This window comes from Flavobacterium sp. MEB061 (assembly GCF_000834715.1).
Taxonomy (GTDB): domain Bacteria; phylum Bacteroidota; class Bacteroidia; order Flavobacteriales; family Flavobacteriaceae; genus Flavobacterium; species Flavobacterium pectinovorum.
Genome location: NZ_JXQR01000005.1, coordinates 12569 through 34159, shown reverse-complemented (window position 1 = coordinate 34159; position 21591 = coordinate 12569). Strand labels below are relative to the sequence as shown.

Below are 21591 nucleotides of genomic sequence, written 5' to 3'. Positions count from 1 at the left end.
TTTAGTTTCAGGTTTTTGGATTGTCAATAATCTTTAAGTCGACAAAGTATTGTCATTTCGACGGAGGAGAAATCTCCGCAAGTAACTCCGCAACGAGAATCCAATCTTTGTCGAGCTTCTCGTGGAGATTTCTCCTCCGTCGAAATGACACACAGAACGGCAACTTGAAACTTGAAACCTGAAACTAAAAAAAACTTGAAACATTTTTTTAAACTTTACACTTTGCGAGTATCTCTTTAACCTCCGTCTTACAACTTCCGCAGCCTAATCCTGCACCGGTATTTTTACATAAATCGGTAAAATTGCTAACACCACTTTTAATGGTTTCTTCAATATTTCCGGCTCCAACCTGACTGCAGGAACAAACTAATTTTCCTAAAACAGGTTTTGCGTTTGAACTTCCTCTCAAAAGAGAATTACGTTTGTCTGATAATTCGATTTTGCTTTCAATCATCGTTTTAAATTCGGCAAACTCATTTTTGTCGCCCATTAAAATCGCCCCAACAAGCAAATCATCTTTTACAATACATTTTTTGTAATAGCGTTTCTTCAAATCGGCAAAAACAATTTCTTCATATGAATCATCATTTTCGGGAATTTCGATATCGCCAATACTGCACAGGTTTATATCTTCTAATTTTAAAATATTCATAAGGATCGAACCTTTGTAATAACTGCTAATATCGCCAGCCAAAAAGTTGGCTAAAATATCAGCCTGCTCTTCGGCGGCAGAAGTGATTCCGAATAATTTATTATCAAATTCAGCTATTTCGCCAATAGCAAAAATATCTGGGTTCGACGATTGTAAATACTGATTTACTTTGACGCCACGACCACAAATCAAACCTGTTTCGCGGGCAATTTCGATGTTCGGAATTGTTCCGATAGTATAAACAATCGCATTTGCGGTAATGATTCGCCCACTTTTTAAAGCGATTTCTATTTCATTGTCATTCTCAGTTTCAAAAACGGTACTCACTTCATTATCAAAGTAAATTTGTATATCACGAAGCTGAACTTCTTCGGCCAGTAATTTACTCGAAATTCGGTCTAATTGGCGTTCCATCAAACGTGAAGCTCTTTGTATAATAGTGATTTTTACCTTTTTATGTTTTAAAGCGGCTGCCAATTCTAATCCCAGTAAACCACCACCAATGATAACAACATGTTGTTCTTCGGTAGGTAAATTGGTATTGTCCAGGTATTTTTTTAAACGATCAGCATCCTCTTTTCGTCTCACGGTAAATCTCCCGGGTAAATGAAGCTGGGCATTTTCAGGTACAAAAGGACGGCTTCCGGTAGCCATAATCAATGAATCAAAAGTATGGATATTGCCCAGATTATCTAAAACCGTTTTATCATTTGCGTTTATTTTATCAATCGCTACTCCGGCATTCATGGTAATTTTTAGCTTGTTTAAAGCTTCCCCATCTTTTACTTTTAAAAGTTGTTCCCAGGTAAATTCGCCCGTCATATATTCAGGAAGTAATACGCGATTGTAGAACGGGTTTACTTCATTCGAAAAAACAATAATTTCGTCAGTAGAATTGAATTCACGATAGTTTTGAATGAATCGAAAAGAAGCGGCTCCTGCGCCAACGATAACAATTTTTTGAAAAGGTTTTACATATTTGCTAATCGCAACTGTAGTATATTTAAAATCAGGTTCTTTTGAAATGGGATCGACAACCGTATTGGTTAAATTATTGGTTCTGTTTAAATCATTTTCGAGTTGTTTTCCCCAATGCATTGGCAGAAAAACTACTTTTTCTTTTATAGTATCCGTGACTTTTGCTTTTACTCTAACTTCTCCGTTTTTACTCGAAACGGTAACAATATCACCATTTTTAATGTCGTTTTTATACGCATCGATTGGGTTAATTTCTAAAACAGGACTTGGTGTATGCGTCATTAATCGCGATACTTTTCCGGTTTTGGTCATCGTATGCCATTGATCGCGAACCCGGCCTGTTGTGAGAATAAATGGATATTGCGGGCTTGGCTGCTCTGAAGTATTTTCAATTACTGTTGGTAAATTAAAAATTGCTTTTTGCGATGGTGTATAAAACTTTTTGTCCGTAAATAGGCGAGGAGTTCCCGGATGTCCGTAATCTGGAACAGGCCATTGAAAAGTACCTTCGGTTTTTAAACGATGATAATTTAAAAATGAAATATCAATGTTGGTATTTTTGGTTAATGCGCAATGTTCTTTGTAAATTTCCTCGGCGCTATTAAAATTGAAACCGTTGAAATTCATTTTTTTAGCGAAACGAATTAAAATCTCAATATCCGGAAGTGCTTCTCCGGGAGCGTTTATTCCTTTTGGTAAATAGGATATTCGACGTTCAGAATTGGTCATTGTACCTTCTTTTTCTAACCAGCCTGCAGCCGGTAATAATAAATCGGCATATTTTGAAGTATCTGCATTATGCGAAATATCCTGAACTACTACAAATTTGGCATTTTGTAACGCTTTTTCGATTCGGCGTGAATCCGGCAGACTTACTAACGGATTGGTGCAGATAATCCAAACGGCTTTCATTTTTCCAGATTCCAATGCTTCAAACATTTCTGTTGCAGTTAAGCCCGGTTTGTCTGAGATTTCATCAACGCCCCAGAAATCGGCCACTTCCTTACGATGTTCCGGATTTGCAATGTCTTTGTGCGCAGCCAAAAGTGTAGCCATTCCGCCAACTTCTCGTCCGCCCATTGCATTGGGTTGTCCGGTTAAAGAAAATGGTCCCGAACCCGGTTTACCAACTTGCCCCGTTAATAATGATAAATTTAGTAAAGCCGTATTTTTATCAACGCCAACGGCACTTTGATTCAATCCCATTGCCCAAAGCGAAATAAATCCTTTTGCTTTACCAATAATATCTGCGGCAAGTTTGATGTCGTTTACAGAAATTCCGCAAAGTTTTGAAGCTTTTTCTAACGAAGTGCCTAAAACTAAATCTTTATATTGTTTGAAATTTTCGGCATTGTTTTTTACAAAATCGTGATCAACGTGCCCTTTTTCGATAATGCGTCTCGCAATAGCGTGATACAATATAATATCAGATCCAGGAATAATCTGTAAATGTAAATCGGCGAAAGCCGCTGTATCGGTTCGCCTCGGATCAATTACTATGATTTTTATTTTCGGATTTTTCTCTTTGTGTTTTTCTATTCTTCGAAATAAAATAGGATGACACCACGCCGGATTTGCGCCGGTAATTAAAAAAGTATCTGCTAATTCAATATCATCATAAGCAATTGGAACAGAATCTTCTCCAAAAGTTTTTTTATAACCCACAACCGCCGAACTCATGCAAAGTCTGGAATTGGTATCGATATTATTAGTTTTCAGAAATCCTTTTACGAGTTTGTTTACCAGATAATATTCTTCGGTTAAACATTGCCCTGAAATATAAAAACCAACGCTGTCAGGACCATGTTTTTTGATGATTGAAGTAAAAACGGCAGCGGCGCGATCGAGAGCTGTATCCCAGCTTACGCGTTCCAGCGGATAAGATTTACTGCCTCGCATTTCGGGATATAAAATTCTATCTGAAGTATCATTGACTACGTAATGCAAATTCATCCCTTTAGAACACAACATTCCTTTATTTACCGGGTGGTCTTTGTCGCCCGTTACCATCACACCATTTTTAGCGTCATTAGTAACGATAATTCCGCAGCCGACGCCACAATATGAACAGGTAGTTTTGATTTTGGTATTTTGCATTACAGCTTCTTTTTTAAATACAACTATAGTAATTATGCCCAGTCGTAAATGCCTCACGTATTTGACTTAGACAAAAATAAGTATTTTTACGTATAAATACGTATTTTTTGAAATTATTTTTATATTTTTGATGAAAATAAATGAGGAACAACAAATTAGTTTTTAAATCGATTAAAATTTAGGACTTATGAAAGAAGAGCAGCCCATTTGTTATTCCTGTGCCAACGAAAACTGTTTTATAAAAAAACACCTGCATCTGGAACAAATGAAACAATATGTTCAGAAGAAACATAGTTTTGTTTGCAAAAAAACGCAGCAGTTTATTATTGAAGGTGCTCCAATTCAGGGACTTTATTTTATTTGTAAAGGAAAAGTAAAAACGGTTAAAACCGGAATTAACGGCCGTGAACAAATTGTTCGTCTCACCAAAAACGGTGATACGATTGGTTTTCGTGGTTTCGGAACAAGTAAACGCTATCTGATTGGCGCTTATGCTCTTGAAGATACGGTTTTATGTAATTTTAGCAATGAAACCATGATGGAAATTCTTCAGAGCGTTCCTGAATTTACATATGCCTTAATGTTGTTTTATGCCGATGAACTTAATAAAAGCGAAAACAATATCCGAAAAATTGCCCATATGAATGTACGGGAACGCGTAATCGATTTGTTATTGTACATTCACCGAAAATTTGGACAAATAAACGGTCTAATTGACATCGAACTGTCACGAAAAGAAATTGCCGATTTCGCCGGAACTACTGAGGAACAAGTTATTCGTGTGCTTTCAAGCCTAAAAAAAGAGTCACTAATAAAAACAGTCGGCAAGAGAATAGGCATCCTCGCCATTCCAAAACTTCAATCAGAAATCATGGAACATAAGTACTTTTAGGAGGGGAAAAGTTTCAGGTTTCAGGTTTTGATCTATTCCGGTTAAAACCGTTGGTCATGTTTATTAATTCGTTTTTTCAAATATAGCCCGAGGTTTCAACCTCGGGAGACGTATTGTTTGGCGTCTCATGCTCCCAACGGTTGAAACCGTTTGCTATGTTTATTAATTCGTTTTTTCACATATAGCCCGAGGTTTCAACCTCGGGAGACGTATCGTTTAGCGTTTCTTGCTCCCAACGGTTAAAACCGCTGGCTATGTTTTATCATCCAGGGTTATCAATCTCAACTTTAAATTACATTCTGCATTCATCGTTGCTCTATCCTCTTTTTACATCCATCCCAACAATTATCTAATTTTCAAATTGGCACATTATCTAATTAAGTTGAACTACGTAATAACTAAAATCCCTTATTTTACTGATATTCGCCTTAGCTTCATGCGAAAACGCAGAAAACAAATTGACTTTCAAACGCTTTTTATGGGTTAAAAAAAATGTTTTGATATGGTATAAGTATTGTACTTAAGTATTTATACGTATATAAATTTGCTTCATACAAATCAAACCAAATTATTATGAGCAAATTAACCAATCCAATATTAAAAAACCACAACACTATTTTTACATCAAAACTTTCAAGATCTATTCTATTAGGTTTTGTACTTACAATCTTAGGAAGTTATGAAGCAAAAGCCCAATTTACATTTACAGGTCAGTTAAGAGACCGTGTTGAAATGCGTGCCGGACAAGGAACGTTACAACAAGAAGGCGATAAAGCAGCTTTATTTACAAGTCAGAGAACAAGATTAAATGCCGGATATTCTGGATATAGATTTAAAATTTTTACAGCGCTGCAAGACGTTCGCGTTTGGGGGCAAGATGCTTCTTCTATTAACAGAACGACAACAGAAGCAAATAACGGAATTTTACTGCACGAAGCGTGGGCAGAGATTTTTTTGAATGATACAGTAAGTACGATTCAGAATTTGTCTATAAAAGCCGGACGTCAGGAAATTTCTTATGACGATCAAAAAGTCTTAGGAAGTTTAGACTGGTTACAACAAGGAAGACGTCATGATGCGATCGTTTTTAAATTTGCCAACAAAGGCTGGACTGCAGATGTTGGAGCTGCTTTTAATCAGAATAAAGAAAATAATACAGGAACAATTTATAATGGTACAAATCCAGTTTATGGCGCAGGAACTAACGGAATTGGCACAATGTACAAATCGTTTCAATATGCTTATGTGGGGAGAAAATTCTTCTTTGGCGACTTGTCTTTTTTATTCTTCAAGGATGATTTCAACAAATATACTTTAGTGACTGCAGGAACGCCAGCGGTAACGACAAAAGTAAACGGAACCGGAGTTTGGAGCAGAAATACAACCGGAATTTACTTCAACACCAATGTAACCCGAAAATTAAATTTGACAGGAAGTTATTACTATCAGGGTGGAAAAAACAAAGATGGACGATCATTAAACGCTAATTTATTTTCGATTACATCAACCTTACAAGTAGGAAGAAAATTGTTTATTGGTCCCGGAGTTGATTTTTTATCTGGAGATGACGGAACTAAAACAGTTACGGCCGATTCAAAAGACAATCGATTTGATCCGCTTTACGGAACGCCTCATAAATTCTGGGGAAGCATGGATTATTTTTATGCTGCAAACGGTTTTGGAAAACAAGGTTTACTGGATTACTTCTTCAAAATAAAATATAATGCCAAAGACAATCTAAGTTTTGCATTGGATATTCACGGTTTTGAGTCGGCAAATACTTTATCTAATGGTGCAGGCGGAAAACTAAACTCCTATTTGGGAACTGAACTTGATTTACTGGTAAAATACAACCTGACCAAAATTATCAATATTGAAGCTGGTTATTCTTTCATGAAAGCAACAAATTCTATGGCTTCGGCAGCAGTTAAAAATGTTGCGAATGCTGATTTAAACCCACAATTTGCTTATGTAATGCTAAATATCAAACCCAATTTTTTAGCTAAAAAATAAAACAAATAACTTTTAAATTTCTTAAAAATGAAAAAAACACAGATAATTACAACAGAAGTTTTCAAAAGAATGTTACTGACATTAATACTCGTTTTAGCTTTTTCTTTTTTAGAAGTTTCAGCGCAAAATGATCCTGTAAAATTGGGATTTATTCCATTAACCGATTGCTCTCCAATCGTAATGGCAAAAGAATTAGGATTGTTTAAAAAATACGGAGTGGAAGTAGTGGTAACCAAAGAATCGTCATGGGCGAATGTTCGTGATAAAATTTTAACTGGTGAATTAGACGGAGCGCACTGTCTGTATTCAATGCCGTTTTCGGTTTACACAGGGGTAGGAGGGAAAGCAGGTTCTGAAATGAAAATCGCCATGATGCTGAATGTGAACGGTCAGGCGATTACACTTTCTAATGATTTTTGTGGAAAAGTGGGTTTCAAACAAATGACTAAAATCGCACCCGTTGTGGCAGCCAAACTTAAGGCTGAAAAAGAAGTGACTTTTGCGATGACTTTTCCAGGAGGAACACACGATTTATGGTTAAGAAACTGGATGGCGATTGCAGGTGTAAGCCAAAAAACATCTAAAATTATTACGATTCCGCCTCCGCAAATGGTGGCCAATATGAAAGTGGGGAATATGGATGGTTATTGTGTTGGAGAGCCTTGGGGCGGTGTTGCGGTAAAACAAGGGATTGGTTTTACACAAGTTGCTTCACAAGATATTTGGAAAGACCATCCTGAAAAAGCATTGGTTGTTAACAAAGAATTCAGCGAAAAAAGAAGAACTGATCTTGTAAAGGTGATGAAAGCAGTTTTAGAAGCCTGTATTTGGTTAGATAATCCGGCAAATCGTAAAAAAGCGGCTGCAATAATTGGAAAAGCGCCTTATGTAAATGCTCCTGCAGATGTTATTGAAAATAGATTAATGGGAAATTACGATTTGGGTTGCAATCAGGGAACGGAAGTTTACGCCAAAGATTACATGTTGTTTTACAAAGGTGGTCTGGTGAATTACCCTAGAAAATCTTACGCGATTTGGGCCATGGCACAATACGTTCGATTTGGATACTTAAAAGAAGCACCAAATTATAAAGCAATCGCCGATAAATTGATTTTACAGGATTTATACGAAGAAGTGGCCAAAAGTATGAAAGTAAAAGTACCAAATGATGATATGAAGCCTTTCTCGTTAACAATGGATAAAACGGTTTTTGATCCTTCAAATCCGGCGGCATATTTAAAAGTGGTTAAAAAATAATTTTTTTCCGCCACGAATTCACGAATTAGTTTTTCTATTCAGTGCTACAATAAATTCGTGAATTACTTCGTCTATTCCCTTCGGTCGGGTCGTGGCGAAAATCCTTAACAGAATTGTCAAATTTAAATCAGAATATCATGTCTAATAAAGATACATTAACGCTAAACGACATCGCAGATCAAACAGAAGTTTTGATGGGAAATACCGCCATTGATAACAGAAGAAATGAAAAATTAAAATTGATTTTAAATTCAGTTTTGATTAAACTAAAATCAACTGCATTTGCAGGAATCGGAATTGCCTTATTTATTAGTTTTTGGAGTTTATTGAGTCTTTACACTAAAGATGCACTTCCGGGACCTCTGGCTACTTTTACCGTTTTGAAAGAAATGTTAAGCGATCCGTTTTACGATTACGGACCAAATGATAAAGGAATCGGATTGCAATTATTTAATTCCATAAAAACCGTTTTATTGGGCTTTTTATTAGGTTCGTTAGTAGCAATTCCAATTGGGATTTTGATGGGAGCGAGCACGATTTGCAAGCAAATTATGTATCCAATTGTACAGCTTTTGAAACCTGTTTCGCCTTTGGCATGGTTTCCTATCGGATTGGTCGTTTTTAAAGACACTGGTTTGGCGACTATATTTATCGTTTTCATTACGTCGTTATGGTCGACTTTAATCAATACTTCTTTCGGAATCGCCTCTATTCCACAAGATCATAAAAACGTAGCAAAGGCTTTTGGTTTTTCAAAAATGCGTTACCTGACTAAAATTTTAATTCCGTTTAGTTTGCCCCACATTATAACTGGATTACGTTTGAGCATCAGCGTTGCATGGCTGGTTATTGTTGCCGGAGAAATGCTTTCAGGTGGAGCCGGAATTGGTTTCTTCGTATGGGACAGCTGGAACGCCTTAAGTTTAGAAAAAGTAATTTCAGCCATCATCATTATTGGAATAGTTGGTTTGATATTCGATAAATTCTTCACGTTTATAGAAAATAAAGTTTCTTACAAAGCTTAGTCAGAGGTTCAAAGTAGCAAAGGTTCAAAGGGACAAAGGTTTGCAACCTGAAACTTGAAACCTGAAACCTGAAACTTGAAACCTCCAGAAATCTAAAATCTAAAATCAATCCCGAGGCTTCGGGACTAAAATTATAAACTCATGAGTTATTTAGAAATCAAAAATTTAGAGATATCATTTCCAACTCCAAAAGGGAAATATATTGCCGTTCGTGATATTAATTTATCAATTCAAAAAGGAGAAATCATTTCGATTATTGGGCATTCGGGTTGTGGAAAATCAACTATTATGAATGCTATTGGAGGTATGCTGACACCAACTGGTGGTTCTGTCGAATTAGCCTGTCAAAAAATCAAAGGACCGGGACCGGACCGCGGAATCGTTTTTCAGAATTATTCCCTTTTACCATGGTTAACAGTAGAACAGAATATTTTTCAGGCTGTTGATTCGGTTATGAATTGCTCTAAAAAAGAGAAACACGAAATTGTGATTCAGAACCTAAAAATGGTCAATTTATTTGAACATAAAGATAAATTACCCGGACAACTTTCGGGCGGAATGAAACAACGTGTTGCTATTGCGAGGGCTTTTGCAATCAATCCGGGAGTATTGCTTTTGGATGAGCCTTTTGGGGCTTTAGATGCCTTAACAAAAGGATCGATGCAGTTAGAAGTTTTAAAATTATGGAATTTAGACAACAGAGAAAAAACGATCGTAATGATCACGCATGATATCGAAGAAGCTTTGTTTTTATCGGATAGAATTGTGGTGTTGAATAATGGTCCGGCATCAACCATCAGAGAAATTGTAGAAGTACATTTGCCAAGGCCGAGAAACAAAATAGAAATCGTAAAAATGCCTGAATATATTGCTTTGAGAGATAAATTATTGCATTTATTGACAGACAAATTCTCTATTGAAGATATGGGAATGAAGTATAAAAATTAAAGAGAATTTAATTGAGATGTTCTGTTGAGACGCAAATTTTTGCGTCTCAACATTATGATTTACTTTTTCTTTCCAACAAATCGAATTACAGAACCTTTTCCGTTATGGAACAAACCTTCGTTCAGTTCGATTTCTTTTTCTTCTAATTGAATGATTTCGTAGTTTGGGAAATCAGCTTTTATTTCCTCAATAGAAAATAAAGATTCAATGTCTTTTGGTCCGCCAACTTTATCGTTTAAAGCAAGATATTCGAGATGTTTTTTGCTGAAAGCTTCAAAAATTATAATTCCGTTTTGGCGTAAATATTTGTCAAGCGTTTTATGGATTGAAGATTTGATTTCAGCAGGAAAGTGTGCGTAAATCAATGCAATAGCATCAAATTGTTCGGTTTGATAATTTAAAGTTTCCAATTCGCCAACCAGATAATCTATCGAAACATTATTTGCTGCGGCTAATTTTAAAGCTTTGTTTTTTCCTTCTTCGCTTATATCAAAAGCTGCAACTTTTAAGCCTAATTTTGCGGCATAAACGGCATTTCTACCTTCGCCTTCTGCAGGAAACAGAATAGTTCCGGTGTTTAGTTTTTCAATTTGTTCTTTAAAGAAATTGTTAGGTTCTTCACCGTAGGCAAATTCTTCGTTGCTGTAGCGGTCGTCCCATCTTTGAGTCCAGTTGTTCATTTTTATATATTGAAATTAATTATTAAAGGTTTGTGATCACTATGCATAGTCCAATCCTGATAAGTTCCAACTTCGACGCTTTCTAAAGTTTCAATAAAATCATTCGACGCAAAGCAATAATCAAGATGATACGGTTTGTTTTCGTGTCGATAAAGATACAAAGTTGGATGTTCTTCTTTGCCCTGTATTTGATTGTAATATTGATGGTAAGTACTCAGGATTTTTTTAGATCCCAGTTTATTTACAACTGTAGTATGATTTCCTTCTCTTCTTGGTCTGTCCCAAATAGTATTGCTGTTGAAATCACCAATTAAAATAGTTTTATTTTCTTTGATTAAATCTTCGTAATAATGAATTGCTTTCCAAACCTGGGTTACATATTGTCCATCTTTATCTTCGGGATTATTTGCCCAGATTGCAAATAAGGTAAAATCAACTTTTCCGCCAGTAACAGCGATTGGCAGAATGTTTTTGAATTGCGGATTATGGCAATCCAATAATTGAAACCGATAATCACTATAAGAGAAAACCCCAAGCCCTTTATGCGGATTTGTGCCATACCAAAGAATGTCAGTTGGTGGTTTTGTATCGGTGGTAAATTTGAGTTTTTCAGGATTTTCACACTCCGAAATTACGGCAATATCAGGATTATAAGCCAAGATAAACTCGGCTTTTTTTCTAAATGCCATATTGCAATTCCAGGTTATGATTTTCATTAGATTAAATGTATATGCGAATTTATATTAAATATCGCTTTTTAATTTAATCTTAACCAACAAGTTTTGTTACACCACTATTAATGTCAATTTCTGCAAAATTATGTTTTCCCATAACGATAAGTAGTTTGTTGGCATTATATCCTACATATCTTATTTGAGGTTCTCCACGTTTTGGTTCTCCACAAACAGAAATTACATTAGTTTGCCATTTCAATTTATTGCTTTTATAGGCAGATATTGTTTGTAAATCATTTTCAACATAGTAAATAATGTTGTTTTTTTTGATTCCTCTTTTTTGTGTTTTTGCAAAATTTATTTCTGAATCTTTTGAAATTAATGCATTATTGTATTTTTGAGCAATACCAGTTTGTGTTACAATGAAAGTTAACATTGATAGTTTTAAAAATTGTTTCATGTAGGATAGAATTTGGGATTCGTATTCGGTTCAAATATAACTAATTAAAACAAATAACAATTTTTTGGAAAGGCAAAAAAAATACCCTTTTTCCGAAATGGGAAAAGGGTAAAATATAGGAGTTAATTTTGCAGAAAAACTATTTTTTCCAGCTAAAAATTCTTGGATTTACAGAAATCATCAGCCATGCCCAATTGTTGGTATGTCCTGCGTCTCCGGCTTTTATGAATTCTAAAGTTTTAGATCCGAACATTTGTGAATATCCCCCTGTTAATGTAATTTCTTTCTTGAAATTAAAGCCTGCAGTAAAGTCAATTTCGGTTCCTAAATAAGAATCAAGTTTTTCGTTTAACGGAGTAACTACATCAGCAGCAGATAAAAATATATGCGGCATTAATGCAAATTGCCATTTGTTTACATTGTAATTTAATTTTAAGAAAGCATCCTGCAAACCAACATTGTTTAAATGATTACCTACATAAAAATAATCCATATAACCATTAAATGCATGGTTGGTTCCAAAAATTGGATTGAATGATTTAATAACAGTACTTCCGTCGTTTGTATTTTTTCCTGATAGGAATTCGTATCCTAAACCAGCTTTAAAAGATTCAGATATTTGGTACCCAAAGTTGGCTGCAGCATTCCATGCGCTTACTTTTAGATCTGTGCTTTTTCCCGTTTGGCCGTAGAGACTTAAATTACTGTCAATTTTTGCAGTTTTATAAGTTAAGTAAGTCCCAAAGGTTTGTTTGTAATCTATTAATAATTTAGTAGGAGTTGCGGCATATTCATAACCAGTATTCAATAATAATAAACTTGCTCCTAATTTGTCAAAAGTAGTGTGGTACCAGGCATATTGCATTGTTTTGTAATTGGCTACAGTATATGGTGTTTGTTTAACATTTTCAGCATCAGAATTATATGCAACTCCTAAATCTAACTGGTGATTTTCCGGATGGAAAGACACCATTAACGCATCATGGCTTTGTCCTTGTTGCGCCCAGTCCATTTCGCCCATTATACGTTGGTTGTCATAAGATAATACCTGACGCCCCATTCTTGCGCTCCATTTTTTGGTAATATCATATTGTGCCCAGGCTTCAAAAACAGCAACACCATTTTTATCTGCAGTTGTTGTAGTAGCAACATCTCCCCAGGTTCTGGTATTTTGTAAAGTCAGTTTTACCTTAAATTCATCCTGCTTATAATTGAAATTTAATCTTGAACGTTGCGAAATCTGAGAAGTTCCTTCCTGACCTTCCGGTAAAAGTGTTTTATATCCGTTTCGATACTCAAAACGAGGTCTAATTTGTAAGTTCACATCTAACTCCTGTGCCTGTACATTTGCACTAATTGTTCCTAATATTATTAGGATGATTATTCTTAGTTTTTTCATAACTGAATTTTTAAATACGAGGCAAATGTAAAAGATTGTCAGGGTTTATTTTGTGATAAAAGTCATACAAATTTATTCATTTTATTGTTTCTTTTTAAATTTATTGTCTATCAATTACTTTTGATAATATTGGTTGTTTTTCATTCATGATTTTCGTGATTGTATAATGCATCCATATTAAGCAAATGAGAGAAAAAATTAAGATGAATATCCATGAACTCGACCAGATTCCGGTTGAAGTAAGCAGGTAACTAAAAATAATTGGTCCGAAAAATCCTCCGAGTCCTCCAATCATTCCAACCATTCCGCCTACAACACCCACATCCTTAGGGAAATACTCCGGAATATGTTTGTAAACTGCTGCTTTGCCAATTCCCCATGAAATACCTATTAGGATTACAAGAACAAGGAAAACCCACATATTAGCATCAAATTTAATTACGGTAATACCTTTGGCGAGAAGTTCTTTTTTCTTTACGGTTTGATTTTGATTCACAACAACTTGCTGCCATGAAGTTTTGGTTGGAAAAATAGCATTTTCATTTGTGTTTTCTTTTTTTTGTGCAACAGGAAATTCAGTGTCTCCAATTTTAATATTTTCATTTGAGACAGAAGTTATGGTTCCTTTTTTAGTTGCTAAAACACCAGGTCCTGTTGTTGTAATTTCCATTTTCGGAATCATTAATAATGCACTTAAAATTACGGATGAACTTAGAACCCAATACATGATTTTTCTGGCACCAAACTTATCTGATAAATAACCGCCAAAAGCCCTGATAACGCCCGATGGCAAACTGAAAAGTGTAGCAAATAATCCGCCCATAACCAAACTGGTTTGATAAACATTCATGAAATTAGGTAAAAGCCATTGCGAATAAGCTACAAAGCATCCGAAAACTAAAAAGTAATAAGCTCCAAAACGCCAAACCCGAGCAGATTTAAGAGATTGAAGCATTTGAGAAACACTTTTTGTATTGTTTTCTATTTTCTTGTTTTTGGCAAAAATTAAAAAGGCAATCCCAATAACAACCAACGCTGCACCATAAATTACAGGAAGTATTTTCCAACCATTTTGAGGATCTTCAATAGAAAAATGATTTAGTAATGAAGGCGCTAAAAAAGTGGTGATAGCGGCACCGGCATTTCCCATTCCGAAGATTCCCAAAGCGCGTCCCTGCCATTCTTTTGGATACCAAATCGATGTATATCCAATCCCTACAGCGAAACTGGTACCCACCATTCCAAATAAAAAGCTTAATAAAGCAAATGTCATAAAACTATCAGCAAAAGGCAGTAAAAATAAAGGAATCGAGCAGAGTAGCAGTAAAAGCGAAAAAACATATTTTCCTCCAAACTTATCCGTAAGGATACCGATTGGCAAACGCATTATAGATCCGGTCAGAATCGGAATTCCAAGAAGCCAGCCCACCTGAACAACGCTCCAGTGAAAGATTCCATTATCAACTAAAAAGGTTACTAAAACGCCATTCAATGTCCAACAGGCAAAACACACAGTGAAAGCCAGGGTATTTAAGAATAAAATTTTGTGTGATTGCGAGAGTGAGTTTGTATTTTTCATAGCACTTATATTTTTTAACAAAAATAAGTACTAAAACGTAGTTAAAAACTGCGAAAACACAGTTTTTGAAAAATAATTACGTAATTATACGTAGTTTTTTATAGTAAAGAATACTCAGTGGCTTTATTGGAAAGTTCCATTAAGTTCTTTACTTTCAGCTTTTTCATTAAGTTAAAGCGATGTACTTCGGCAGTTCTTTTACTAATTTCAAGAGCTTCGGCGATTTCTTTATTGCCTTTTCCGGATAATAAAAGTGTCAGGATTTCTTTTTCTCTTTTGGTAATCATCATTTCTTCGCCTAAATTTTGTTTAGGTTCTAATGAAGTTGAAGAGTTTGTTAACTGACTGATTAATATTGAAGAAATATCACCACTAAAATACTTTCCTCCGCCAGCAACGATATGGAGTGCTTTTAAAAATTCTTCTTTGCTGGAACCTTTTAATAAGTATCCATCGGCTCCGGCCTTGATAGATTTTAATACGTATTCTTCAGATTCGTGCATGGAAAGCATAATAATTTTTACGTTATTATTTTCGCTTCTAAGTTTTTCTACTAGTTCGATACCTGTAAGGTTTGGCATGCGAATATCTGCTATAAGTAAATCCGGTTTACTGCTTGCAACTACTTCAAGAGCATCGGCACCATCAATGGCTTCGCCTACAACCTCGATGTTTGCTTCGTTTTCTAATAAAGATTTTATTCCATCTCTTACAAATACATGATCATCTGCCAGAACAACTCGAATAGTATTACTCATGATTTACTTAATTTTGATTCTAAGTTTTTACGTATATTCATCTATAAATATTAGGCTAAGATACGTAATTTTTTAAATTAGAAAATGTGTCAATTAGAAAATGTGCCAATTTGATAATGTGTCAATTTGATAATTAGAAAATTGTTTGTAGACTTTTGTCTAATTTTTTGTGAAGAAAAATTTTGTTATGTTTTTTTATCTCAACGGAGGAGGGATTACACTCGTAACTTGACAAAGATTGGCGATTTTGATTGCGGAGCTTCTTGTGTGATCTCTCCTCCGTCGAGATGACAAGATTGTAGAATATTGGAATTTTAAATTATCTAATTATCTAATTGTCTAATTGACAAATTATCTAATTATCAAATTTTTATATCGGAATATTAAAAGTAATCCTAGTTCCTTCACCCGGAATCGATTTAATAAAAACGCGTCCGTTGATGTATTGAATTCTTTCTTTCATGAACAATAATCCCATACCGGATTCGCTATTGCGTTTTTTATCTACAGTGTGAATATCAAAACCTTTTCCGTTGTCGTCTACAATAATACTTAGAAGCGTATCGCTATGCGAAAGCTGCACAATAATATGTGATGACTCAGCATATTTTATGGCATTATTGATCGCTTCTTGCGTAAGGCGATAGATGTTAATTTCGATTAAAGAATCTAAACGCTGGCTGAAATCGGTTTTGTTGTAAAACAGGATTTCTTTTCCGGTAAGTTTTGAAAGTTCCTGTGTAAGTTTCGACAGAGAAGAAACAATGCCGTGATCGCTTAATTCCGGAGGCATTAGGTTGAAAGTTGCTGTACGAACTCCTTTGATAATATCCAATGATAATTTTTTAAGATATTCAATTTTTTGAGCCGCTTTTTCCTTGTCGTCGAGATTGATACTTTCCAGGCTAAATTTTAATCCTGTGAGCATCTGACCAATTCCGTCGTGAATTTCTTTCGCAATTCGGTTTTGTTCATTTTCCTGATTTTCGACAATTTTACTCGAAATAATTTTCTGTTGATTGATTTTTTCGGTACTGTTTTCAATATTCAGACGTTCTACTTCGCGCTGTGCTTTTTTTCTTTCGGTAATGTTAAAACAAACAATTAAAAGTTCCAGTTCATCTTTTTTTATAGTTACGGGAACCATTGATAAATCAAGCCAGATGCTTTGTGCCTCTTTATTGATGATTTTAATTTCGCCTTGCCAGCCGCTTCTGTGCTTTTCAAAAATAATGCGATCGATATTAAGCTGTTCTTTTTCGTCTGTCGTTAAAACTTCCGAGAATTTTTTATTAGATGAAAACTTAGTGTAATTTAAAAGCTTGGCAAATTTTTCTCCAATATGTATAATCGAACCATCGGGTGCAATACGGCAATAAAGCAGCGTATTTTCCATGGCATAATTCAATGATTTTAATTCTTTTACGGAGTTTTCTTTTATCTCACTGATAATCTCAGTGTCGTAGGCCAATTTTAAAGCTTTCTTTTCTGAAGATAAAAGCTTGGCAATCAATCTCTCAATTTTTTTATTGGTAGGTTTAAAAATAAAGAAAAATTCCAAAAGCAAAATGAGTAGGGTGAAGCCAAAAATCCAATATTCTATTCTGCGTTGTTCCGTAACTTTCTCGTGTGCTTCAAGATCGTATTGTGTTACAATTTGATTCATTTTCGAAAGAAAAACACCTTCGTTTTTTAGAATAATTTCTACTAGTTTTTGATTGTCGGCTATTTTGTTTTTTTGTGCTAAATTCAACAGAAGCAAATCTGTTGTTTCTGCAATTTTCGAAAAATTAGGTTTTACTTCAATATATAATTTAGCAAGCGTTTCACTTTTTTCTTTTGGAAATGCCAAACTATCATTACCGTTTTCCAGCGAGTTTTGCGTGTTTTTCCAAAGAGATAAAACATTCTTTAAATGTGAAATTTGTTTGGAAGAAACAGTATCAGCAACATAATGAAGAATCAGAACTTCTTTAACAATCTTCTGGCTCAGCATTCTTTGCTTTCCGGAAATATTAATGATTTTAGAATCGCTTAATTGTTGATTTAGATTGTATTGAACTAAAACCTGACTAACAATAATAGTTACTGCAATAGTTAGAAGAGCAAAAAAATACAGACGACGTAAATTTTTGAAAGTAATTTTATCTGCAGTTTCCTGATTGGTTTTTTTCATTATACTAATTTACAACCCTAAAGACGCTTTTATCAAATTTAAATTTTCTTCGGAATAATTGATTTTTAAAGCTTCCTGATGTCCTTTGTCTGACATTTTATCCCAGGTTTTTTTGATGATATTTTTTAGTTTTTCCTCGTCGTGTTTATGAACAAAAGGATCCAGATAATATTCTAAAAAAACCAAGCAAATAACGTCTTCAAGTAATTGGGTTTCGTTGTCTTTTTTAAGCAGTTTTTTTTCAATTAAAAAAGAAACACGATCAATAAATTCTTGGTCGTATCCTGCTTTTTCTAAGATTTCGGCAGTAGTTTTGGCGTGAAATTTTTTCAATTCTTCTCTCCATTTCAAATAACCTACACGATCCATTGGGTAAGATTCGCGTGCTACTTTCCATCGGCAAATATGCTGCGCTTTTGAAGCAATTTGCACTTCTTCTGAAGCCTCGGGTTCAAATTGCATCAATCTTTCGTACATCCTGTTAGAATATAATAATTCCTTAGGATATTCAGTATTTTGGTCGATTTCGATATTCGGATCCTGTGCGTTTTCGGCATCAATCCATTCGCTTGCTTTTTGAAAAGGTGTAGTCATTGTTGGTAGATAATAGATTTCAAATATACGTAAATTAGTAGAAAAGTCGAAAGACAAAAGTGAGATGAAAGAAGCAAGAAGCAAGATGATAAAAGTTTTCAGATCTTTCTTCTTGTTTCTTGCCTCTTAAAGCTCTCTAATCTACAAAACCAACGAATACTTGATCGTCAACGATTTTAATTGGATATGTTGCAATTTTTAAATCATCATCTCCATTTAAATTTGAACCATCAATCAATGAAAAGGTTTTTTTGTGCATCGGGCAGGCAATTTTCGGAATATCATCTGTTGATCCCGTCATTCCTCTTGCCAAAACCATTTCCATTTTATGCGGACAGGCATTTTGACACGCGTACCACTCGTTGCGGCGTGCAAAATTAAAAATGGCGATTTGTTTGTTTTTGTATTTGATGCAGCCGCCGCGATTGGTTGGAAAATCTTCTACTTTTCCGGCTTTGAACCAAATTGTAGCATCGCTTGGATGAACGGTTTCGTATTGATTTAAGATTTCTTCCATTTTAATAATTTTTTTGTTCCTGTTTCTTATCCCTCTTTTTACAATCATGAGAGTTATGATGGCGCAGTAAAAAAGAGGGTAAGAAGGACAGCAAACGTTTGTGATATTTTTATTTTTTTTTGGAGCTGAATTTTTTAATTAAAAATTAAAAATCTTTGAAAGCTATATGTGTAGTGAAATGCCTTTATTCACTTCTATAAGCTATGTTTCTATGTATTTAAAAATGAAATATAAATTAAGACCACGCTTTTGGCGCTTTTTGATCTCTTAAGGGAACAAAAACAACATTGTCATCTTTCTCTTCAGAGTTTACAAAATGGTTGAAACGTTTTAATAATCTTGGTTTTTCAAGAACTTGTTTCCATTCGCATTCAAAAGTGTTTACCAGAGTCTGCATTTCGGCTTCCAGCGTTTCGCAGATCCCTAAACTATCCTCGATAATTACTTCTTTCAGATATTCTAAACCTCCGTCAAGTTTTTCTAACCAGGTCGAAGTTCGAATCAGCGGACCAGCCGTGCGGATGTAATACATTAAAAAGCGATCCATGTATTTGATAACGGTTTCTTTATCAATTTTTTCGGCTAATAAAACAGCGTGTTTTGGGTTGGCACCACCATTTCCGGCAATGTATAAATTCCAACCGCCTTCAACAGCGATAAGCCCAAAATCTTTTCCGCGAGCCTCGGCACATTCGCGAATACAAGCCGAAACACCACCTTTTAATTTATGCGGAGAACGAATTCCTTTATATCTGTTTTCCAGTTCGATGGCAAATCCAGCACTGTCGTCCATTCCGTAACGGCACCAGGCATTTCCAACACAGCTTTTTACGGCACGAAGCGATTTTCCGTATGCATGACCGCTTTCAAAACCATTATCGATTAATATTTTCCATATTTTTGGCAAATCGCTCAAATGTGCTCCGAATAAGTCAACACGTTGAGCGCCTGTGATTTTAGTGTACAAATCAAATTGTTTGGCAACTTCTCCAATTACAATTAATTTCTCTGCAGTTATTTCTCCACCGGCAACTCTCGGCACAACAGAATACGTTCCGTTTCGTTGAATATTAGCCAAAAATCTATCGTTTGTATCTTGAGTTGTAACGTGCTTATTGGCAGTATCGTTGTAAATACTAGAGAAAATTGAGGCTACAACAGGTTTGCAAATTTCGCAGCCGTCGCCTTTACCGTGATGATCAATTACATCATAAAAATTCTCGTATTTATTGATTTTTACCAAATCGAATAATTCCTGACGATTATAATTGAAATGCTCGCAAATCACTTCTTTTACTTCTTTTCCAAGTGATTTTTGAGTGGCTTTTACCAAATCAGAAACCATTGGTTTACAGCCTCCACAGCCAGAAGTGGCTTTGGTATGTTTTACAACATCAGAAAAACTAGAACAGGTTTCATCTAAAAGTGAACAGCAAATTGCACCTTTAGTCACATTTTCGCAAGAACAAATTACGGCGGTGTCCGGTAAATCCATCACACTTCCTAAACTTGAACCTTCAGATCCATCACGCGAACCTAAAATTAAATCTTCCGGATTTTTAGGCAAAGCCATTGCATTGCTGTAAATCTGAAAAAGTGAATTGTAATCGCTGGAATCTCCAACTAAAATTCCGCCTAATAAGGTTTTAGAATCTTTGGTAACGTTGATTCTTTTGTAAATTCCGCTTAATTTATTCTCATAAATAATAGCAGTTACATCATTATTTTCAACAAAAGGGTCACCAAAACTCGCCACTTCAACACCAATTAGTTTTAATTGAGTCGACATATCGATGGTTTCTCTCATGGTTTTTGTACCATTTAAGATTTGCTCGGCAGCGACATCGGCCATTTCGTAACCTGGAGCAACAAGTCCGTAAATGTTTTGATTGTATAATGCTACTTCGCCAATGGCATAAATAGAAGGATCTGATGTTTGCATTTGATTGTTTACCACAACGCCGCCTCGTAAACCGACTTCAAGTCCTGAAACCCGAGCTAATTCGTCGCGAGGTTTAATTCCGGCAGAAATAACCAACATGTCCACTTTTAACAATTCGTCATCTGCAAACATCATTCCCGTTATGCATGCTGCACCGTCAATATATTGCGTGGCTTTGTTAAGATGAATGCCAATGTTTAATTCTTCGATTTTAGATTGCAGCATATCGCTTGCACCTTTGTCTAATTGTCTTGGCATCAAACGTGGTGCAAATTCCACAACGTGAGGATTCAAACCCAGATCTCTAACTGCTTTTGCAGCTTCCAAACCTAATAAACCTCCACCTAAAACAGCTGCTTCGGTCGCGCCTTTCTGTTTTATTTTTTTAGCGTAAGCCATAATTGCATCCAGATCTTCGATAGTTCTGTACACAAAAACACCTTCTTTTTCTACACCATCAATTGGCGGTACAAAAGCCGAAGAACCAGTTGCAAGAACTAAGTAATCGTACGTATGTGTTTTTTCTAAATGAGTATGGATTGTTTTTTCAGATCGATTAATATCTGTAATTAATTCAGAAGTGTTAAGAATAATGTTGTTTTCTGTGTACCAGTTACTTGTTGATAATGATAAATCATCTGCTGTTTTGCCTCCAAAGTATTCACTTAAGTGAACTCTGTCGTAAGCGCGTCTTGGTTCTTCTCCAAAAACGGTAATCTGATACTTTTCCTGTCCTGATTTTGCAATGAATTTTTCGCAAAATTTATAACCAACCATGCCGTTTCCAACTACTATTACTCTTATCATGATTTCTTTAATTAAGTATTACTACGCAAATATAAGTATTTATACTTATAAAAATACGTAATATGGTTAATTTTTCAAGTAAGATATCTTTAATGTAATTACGTAATTAGTCGTAATCTTTTACGTAGTGGGCGTTTCGGGTG

General features: G+C 35.1%; 16 protein-coding genes. 5 read left to right on the top strand and 11 right to left on the bottom strand.

The annotated features are described in order from the left end of the window. Window positions 1-208 precede the first annotated feature (208 nt). Window positions 209-3727, bottom strand: a complete 3519-nt coding sequence (locus tag RT99_RS01710; RefSeq protein ID WP_042563005.1) for a nitrate reductase — start codon at window positions 3725-3727, stop codon at window positions 209-211. Window positions 3728-3914: 187 nt separating this feature from the next. Here RT99_RS01710 and RT99_RS01705 point away from each other — a divergent pair, with 187 nt between their 5' ends. The 5 genes from RT99_RS01705 to RT99_RS01685 all read left to right on the top strand — a co-directional run bounded on the left by RT99_RS01705 (window position 3915) and on the right by RT99_RS01685 (window position 9862). After that, window positions 3915-4619, top strand: a complete 705-nt coding sequence (locus RT99_RS01705) for a Crp/Fnr family transcriptional regulator (RefSeq protein WP_042563004.1) — start codon at window positions 3915-3917, stop codon at window positions 4617-4619. Window positions 4620-5192: 573 nt separating this feature from the next. Beyond that, window positions 5193-6632, top strand: coding sequence for an alginate export family protein (locus RT99_RS01700; RefSeq protein ID WP_117614787.1), 1440 nt, complete (start codon window positions 5193-5195; stop codon window positions 6630-6632). Between the two features lie 27 nt (window positions 6633-6659). Further along, on the top strand, window positions 6660-7889 hold the full coding sequence (locus RT99_RS01695; RefSeq protein WP_052483506.1) for a CmpA/NrtA family ABC transporter substrate-binding protein: 1230 nt from the start codon (window positions 6660-6662) through the stop codon (window positions 7887-7889). Window positions 7890-8026: 137 nt separating this feature from the next. Beyond that, window positions 8027-8914 (top strand): nitrate ABC transporter permease, encoded by an 888-nt coding sequence (gene ntrB, locus RT99_RS01690; protein WP_052483503.1) that lies wholly within the window; start codon window positions 8027-8029, stop codon window positions 8912-8914. Between the two features lie 141 nt (window positions 8915-9055). Next, entirely contained in the window at window positions 9056-9862 is an 807-nt protein-coding gene (locus RT99_RS01685; protein WP_042563003.1) for an ABC transporter ATP-binding protein, read from the top strand. 59 nt (window positions 9863-9921) lie between these two features. Here RT99_RS01685 and RT99_RS01680 read toward each other — a convergent pair whose 3' ends face one another. The 10 genes from RT99_RS01680 to nirB all read right to left on the bottom strand — a co-directional run bounded on the left by RT99_RS01680 (window position 9922) and on the right by nirB (window position 21448). Continuing rightward, on the bottom strand, window positions 9922-10542 hold the full coding sequence (locus RT99_RS01680; protein ID WP_042563002.1) for a bifunctional 2-polyprenyl-6-hydroxyphenol methylase/3-demethylubiquinol 3-O-methyltransferase UbiG: 621 nt from the start codon (window positions 10540-10542) through the stop codon (window positions 9922-9924). A gap of 2 nt (window positions 10543-10544) precedes the next feature. Continuing rightward, the gene (locus RT99_RS01675) at window positions 10545-11258 is read right to left on the bottom strand and encodes an endonuclease/exonuclease/phosphatase family protein (RefSeq protein ID WP_042563001.1); all 714 of its coding nucleotides are present in this window, start codon (window positions 11256-11258) and stop codon (window positions 10545-10547) included. A 52-nt stretch (window positions 11259-11310) separates the two neighbouring features. Beyond that, window positions 11311-11676, bottom strand: coding sequence for a hypothetical protein (locus tag RT99_RS01670; RefSeq protein ID WP_042563000.1), 366 nt, complete (start codon window positions 11674-11676; stop codon window positions 11311-11313). A 139-nt stretch (window positions 11677-11815) separates the two neighbouring features. Continuing rightward, on the bottom strand, window positions 11816-13075 hold the full coding sequence (locus RT99_RS01665) for an alginate export family protein (RefSeq protein WP_042562999.1): 1260 nt from the start codon (window positions 13073-13075) through the stop codon (window positions 11816-11818). Between the two features lie 100 nt (window positions 13076-13175). Beyond that, window positions 13176-14654: a nitrate/nitrite transporter gene (locus tag RT99_RS01660; protein WP_042562998.1), complete on the bottom strand. Its 1479-nt coding sequence runs from the start codon at window positions 14652-14654 to the stop codon at window positions 13176-13178. Window positions 14655-14752: 98 nt separating this feature from the next. Then, the gene (locus RT99_RS01655; protein WP_042562997.1) at window positions 14753-15412 is read right to left on the bottom strand and encodes a response regulator transcription factor; all 660 of its coding nucleotides are present in this window, start codon (window positions 15410-15412) and stop codon (window positions 14753-14755) included. Between the two features lie 370 nt (window positions 15413-15782). Beyond that, window positions 15783-17588, bottom strand: coding sequence for an ATP-binding protein (locus RT99_RS01650; protein WP_042562996.1), 1806 nt, complete (start codon window positions 17586-17588; stop codon window positions 15783-15785). 9 nt (window positions 17589-17597) lie between these two features. Further along, the gene (locus tag RT99_RS01645; RefSeq protein WP_042562995.1) at window positions 17598-18182 is read right to left on the bottom strand and encodes a DUF4202 domain-containing protein; all 585 of its coding nucleotides are present in this window, start codon (window positions 18180-18182) and stop codon (window positions 17598-17600) included. 136 nt (window positions 18183-18318) lie between these two features. Next, complete coding sequence (gene nirD, locus RT99_RS01640; protein ID WP_042563153.1) at window positions 18319-18699, bottom strand: nitrite reductase small subunit NirD; 381 nt, start codon at window positions 18697-18699, stop codon at window positions 18319-18321. A gap of 235 nt (window positions 18700-18934) precedes the next feature. After that, window positions 18935-21448 (bottom strand): nitrite reductase large subunit NirB, encoded by a 2514-nt coding sequence (gene nirB, locus RT99_RS01635; RefSeq protein WP_042562994.1) that lies wholly within the window; start codon window positions 21446-21448, stop codon window positions 18935-18937. Window positions 21449-21591: the final 143 nt, after the last annotated feature.

Coding starts and splice junctions, on each gene's coding strand:
- RT99_RS01670 (WP_042563000.1), bottom strand. CDS start 11,676: ATGAAACAATTTTTAAAACTATCAATGTTAACTTTCATTGTAACACAA.
- RT99_RS01700 (WP_117614787.1), top strand. CDS start 5,193: ATGAGCAAATTAACCAATCCAATATTAAAAAACCACAACACTATTTTT.
- RT99_RS01695 (WP_052483506.1), top strand. CDS start 6,660: ATGAAAAAAACACAGATAATTACAACAGAAGTTTTCAAAAGAATGTTA.
- RT99_RS01650 (WP_042562996.1), bottom strand. CDS start 17,588: ATGAAAAAAACCAATCAGGAAACTGCAGATAAAATTACTTTCAAAAAT.
- RT99_RS01665 (WP_042562999.1), bottom strand. CDS start 13,075: ATGAAAAAACTAAGAATAATCATCCTAATAATATTAGGAACAATTAGT.
- RT99_RS01660 (WP_042562998.1), bottom strand. CDS start 14,654: ATGAAAAATACAAACTCACTCTCGCAATCACACAAAATTTTATTCTTA.
- RT99_RS01675 (WP_042563001.1), bottom strand. CDS start 11,258: ATGAAAATCATAACCTGGAATTGCAATATGGCATTTAGAAAAAAAGCC.
- RT99_RS01680 (WP_042563002.1), bottom strand. CDS start 10,542: ATGAACAACTGGACTCAAAGATGGGACGACCGCTACAGCAACGAAGAA.
- RT99_RS01655 (WP_042562997.1), bottom strand. CDS start 15,412: ATGAGTAATACTATTCGAGTTGTTCTGGCAGATGATCATGTATTTGTA.
- RT99_RS01705 (WP_042563004.1), top strand. CDS start 3,915: ATGAAAGAAGAGCAGCCCATTTGTTATTCCTGTGCCAACGAAAACTGT.
- nirD (WP_042563153.1), bottom strand. CDS start 18,699: ATGGAAGAAATCTTAAATCAATACGAAACCGTTCATCCAAGCGATGCT.
- RT99_RS01685 (WP_042563003.1), top strand. CDS start 9,056: ATGAGTTATTTAGAAATCAAAAATTTAGAGATATCATTTCCAACTCCA.
- ntrB (WP_052483503.1), top strand. CDS start 8,027: ATGTCTAATAAAGATACATTAACGCTAAACGACATCGCAGATCAAACA.
- RT99_RS01645 (WP_042562995.1), bottom strand. CDS start 18,182: ATGACTACACCTTTTCAAAAAGCAAGCGAATGGATTGATGCCGAAAAC.
- nirB (WP_042562994.1), bottom strand. CDS start 21,448: ATGATAAGAGTAATAGTAGTTGGAAACGGCATGGTTGGTTATAAATTT.
- RT99_RS01710 (WP_042563005.1), bottom strand. CDS start 3,727: ATGCAAAATACCAAAATCAAAACTACCTGTTCATATTGTGGCGTCGGC.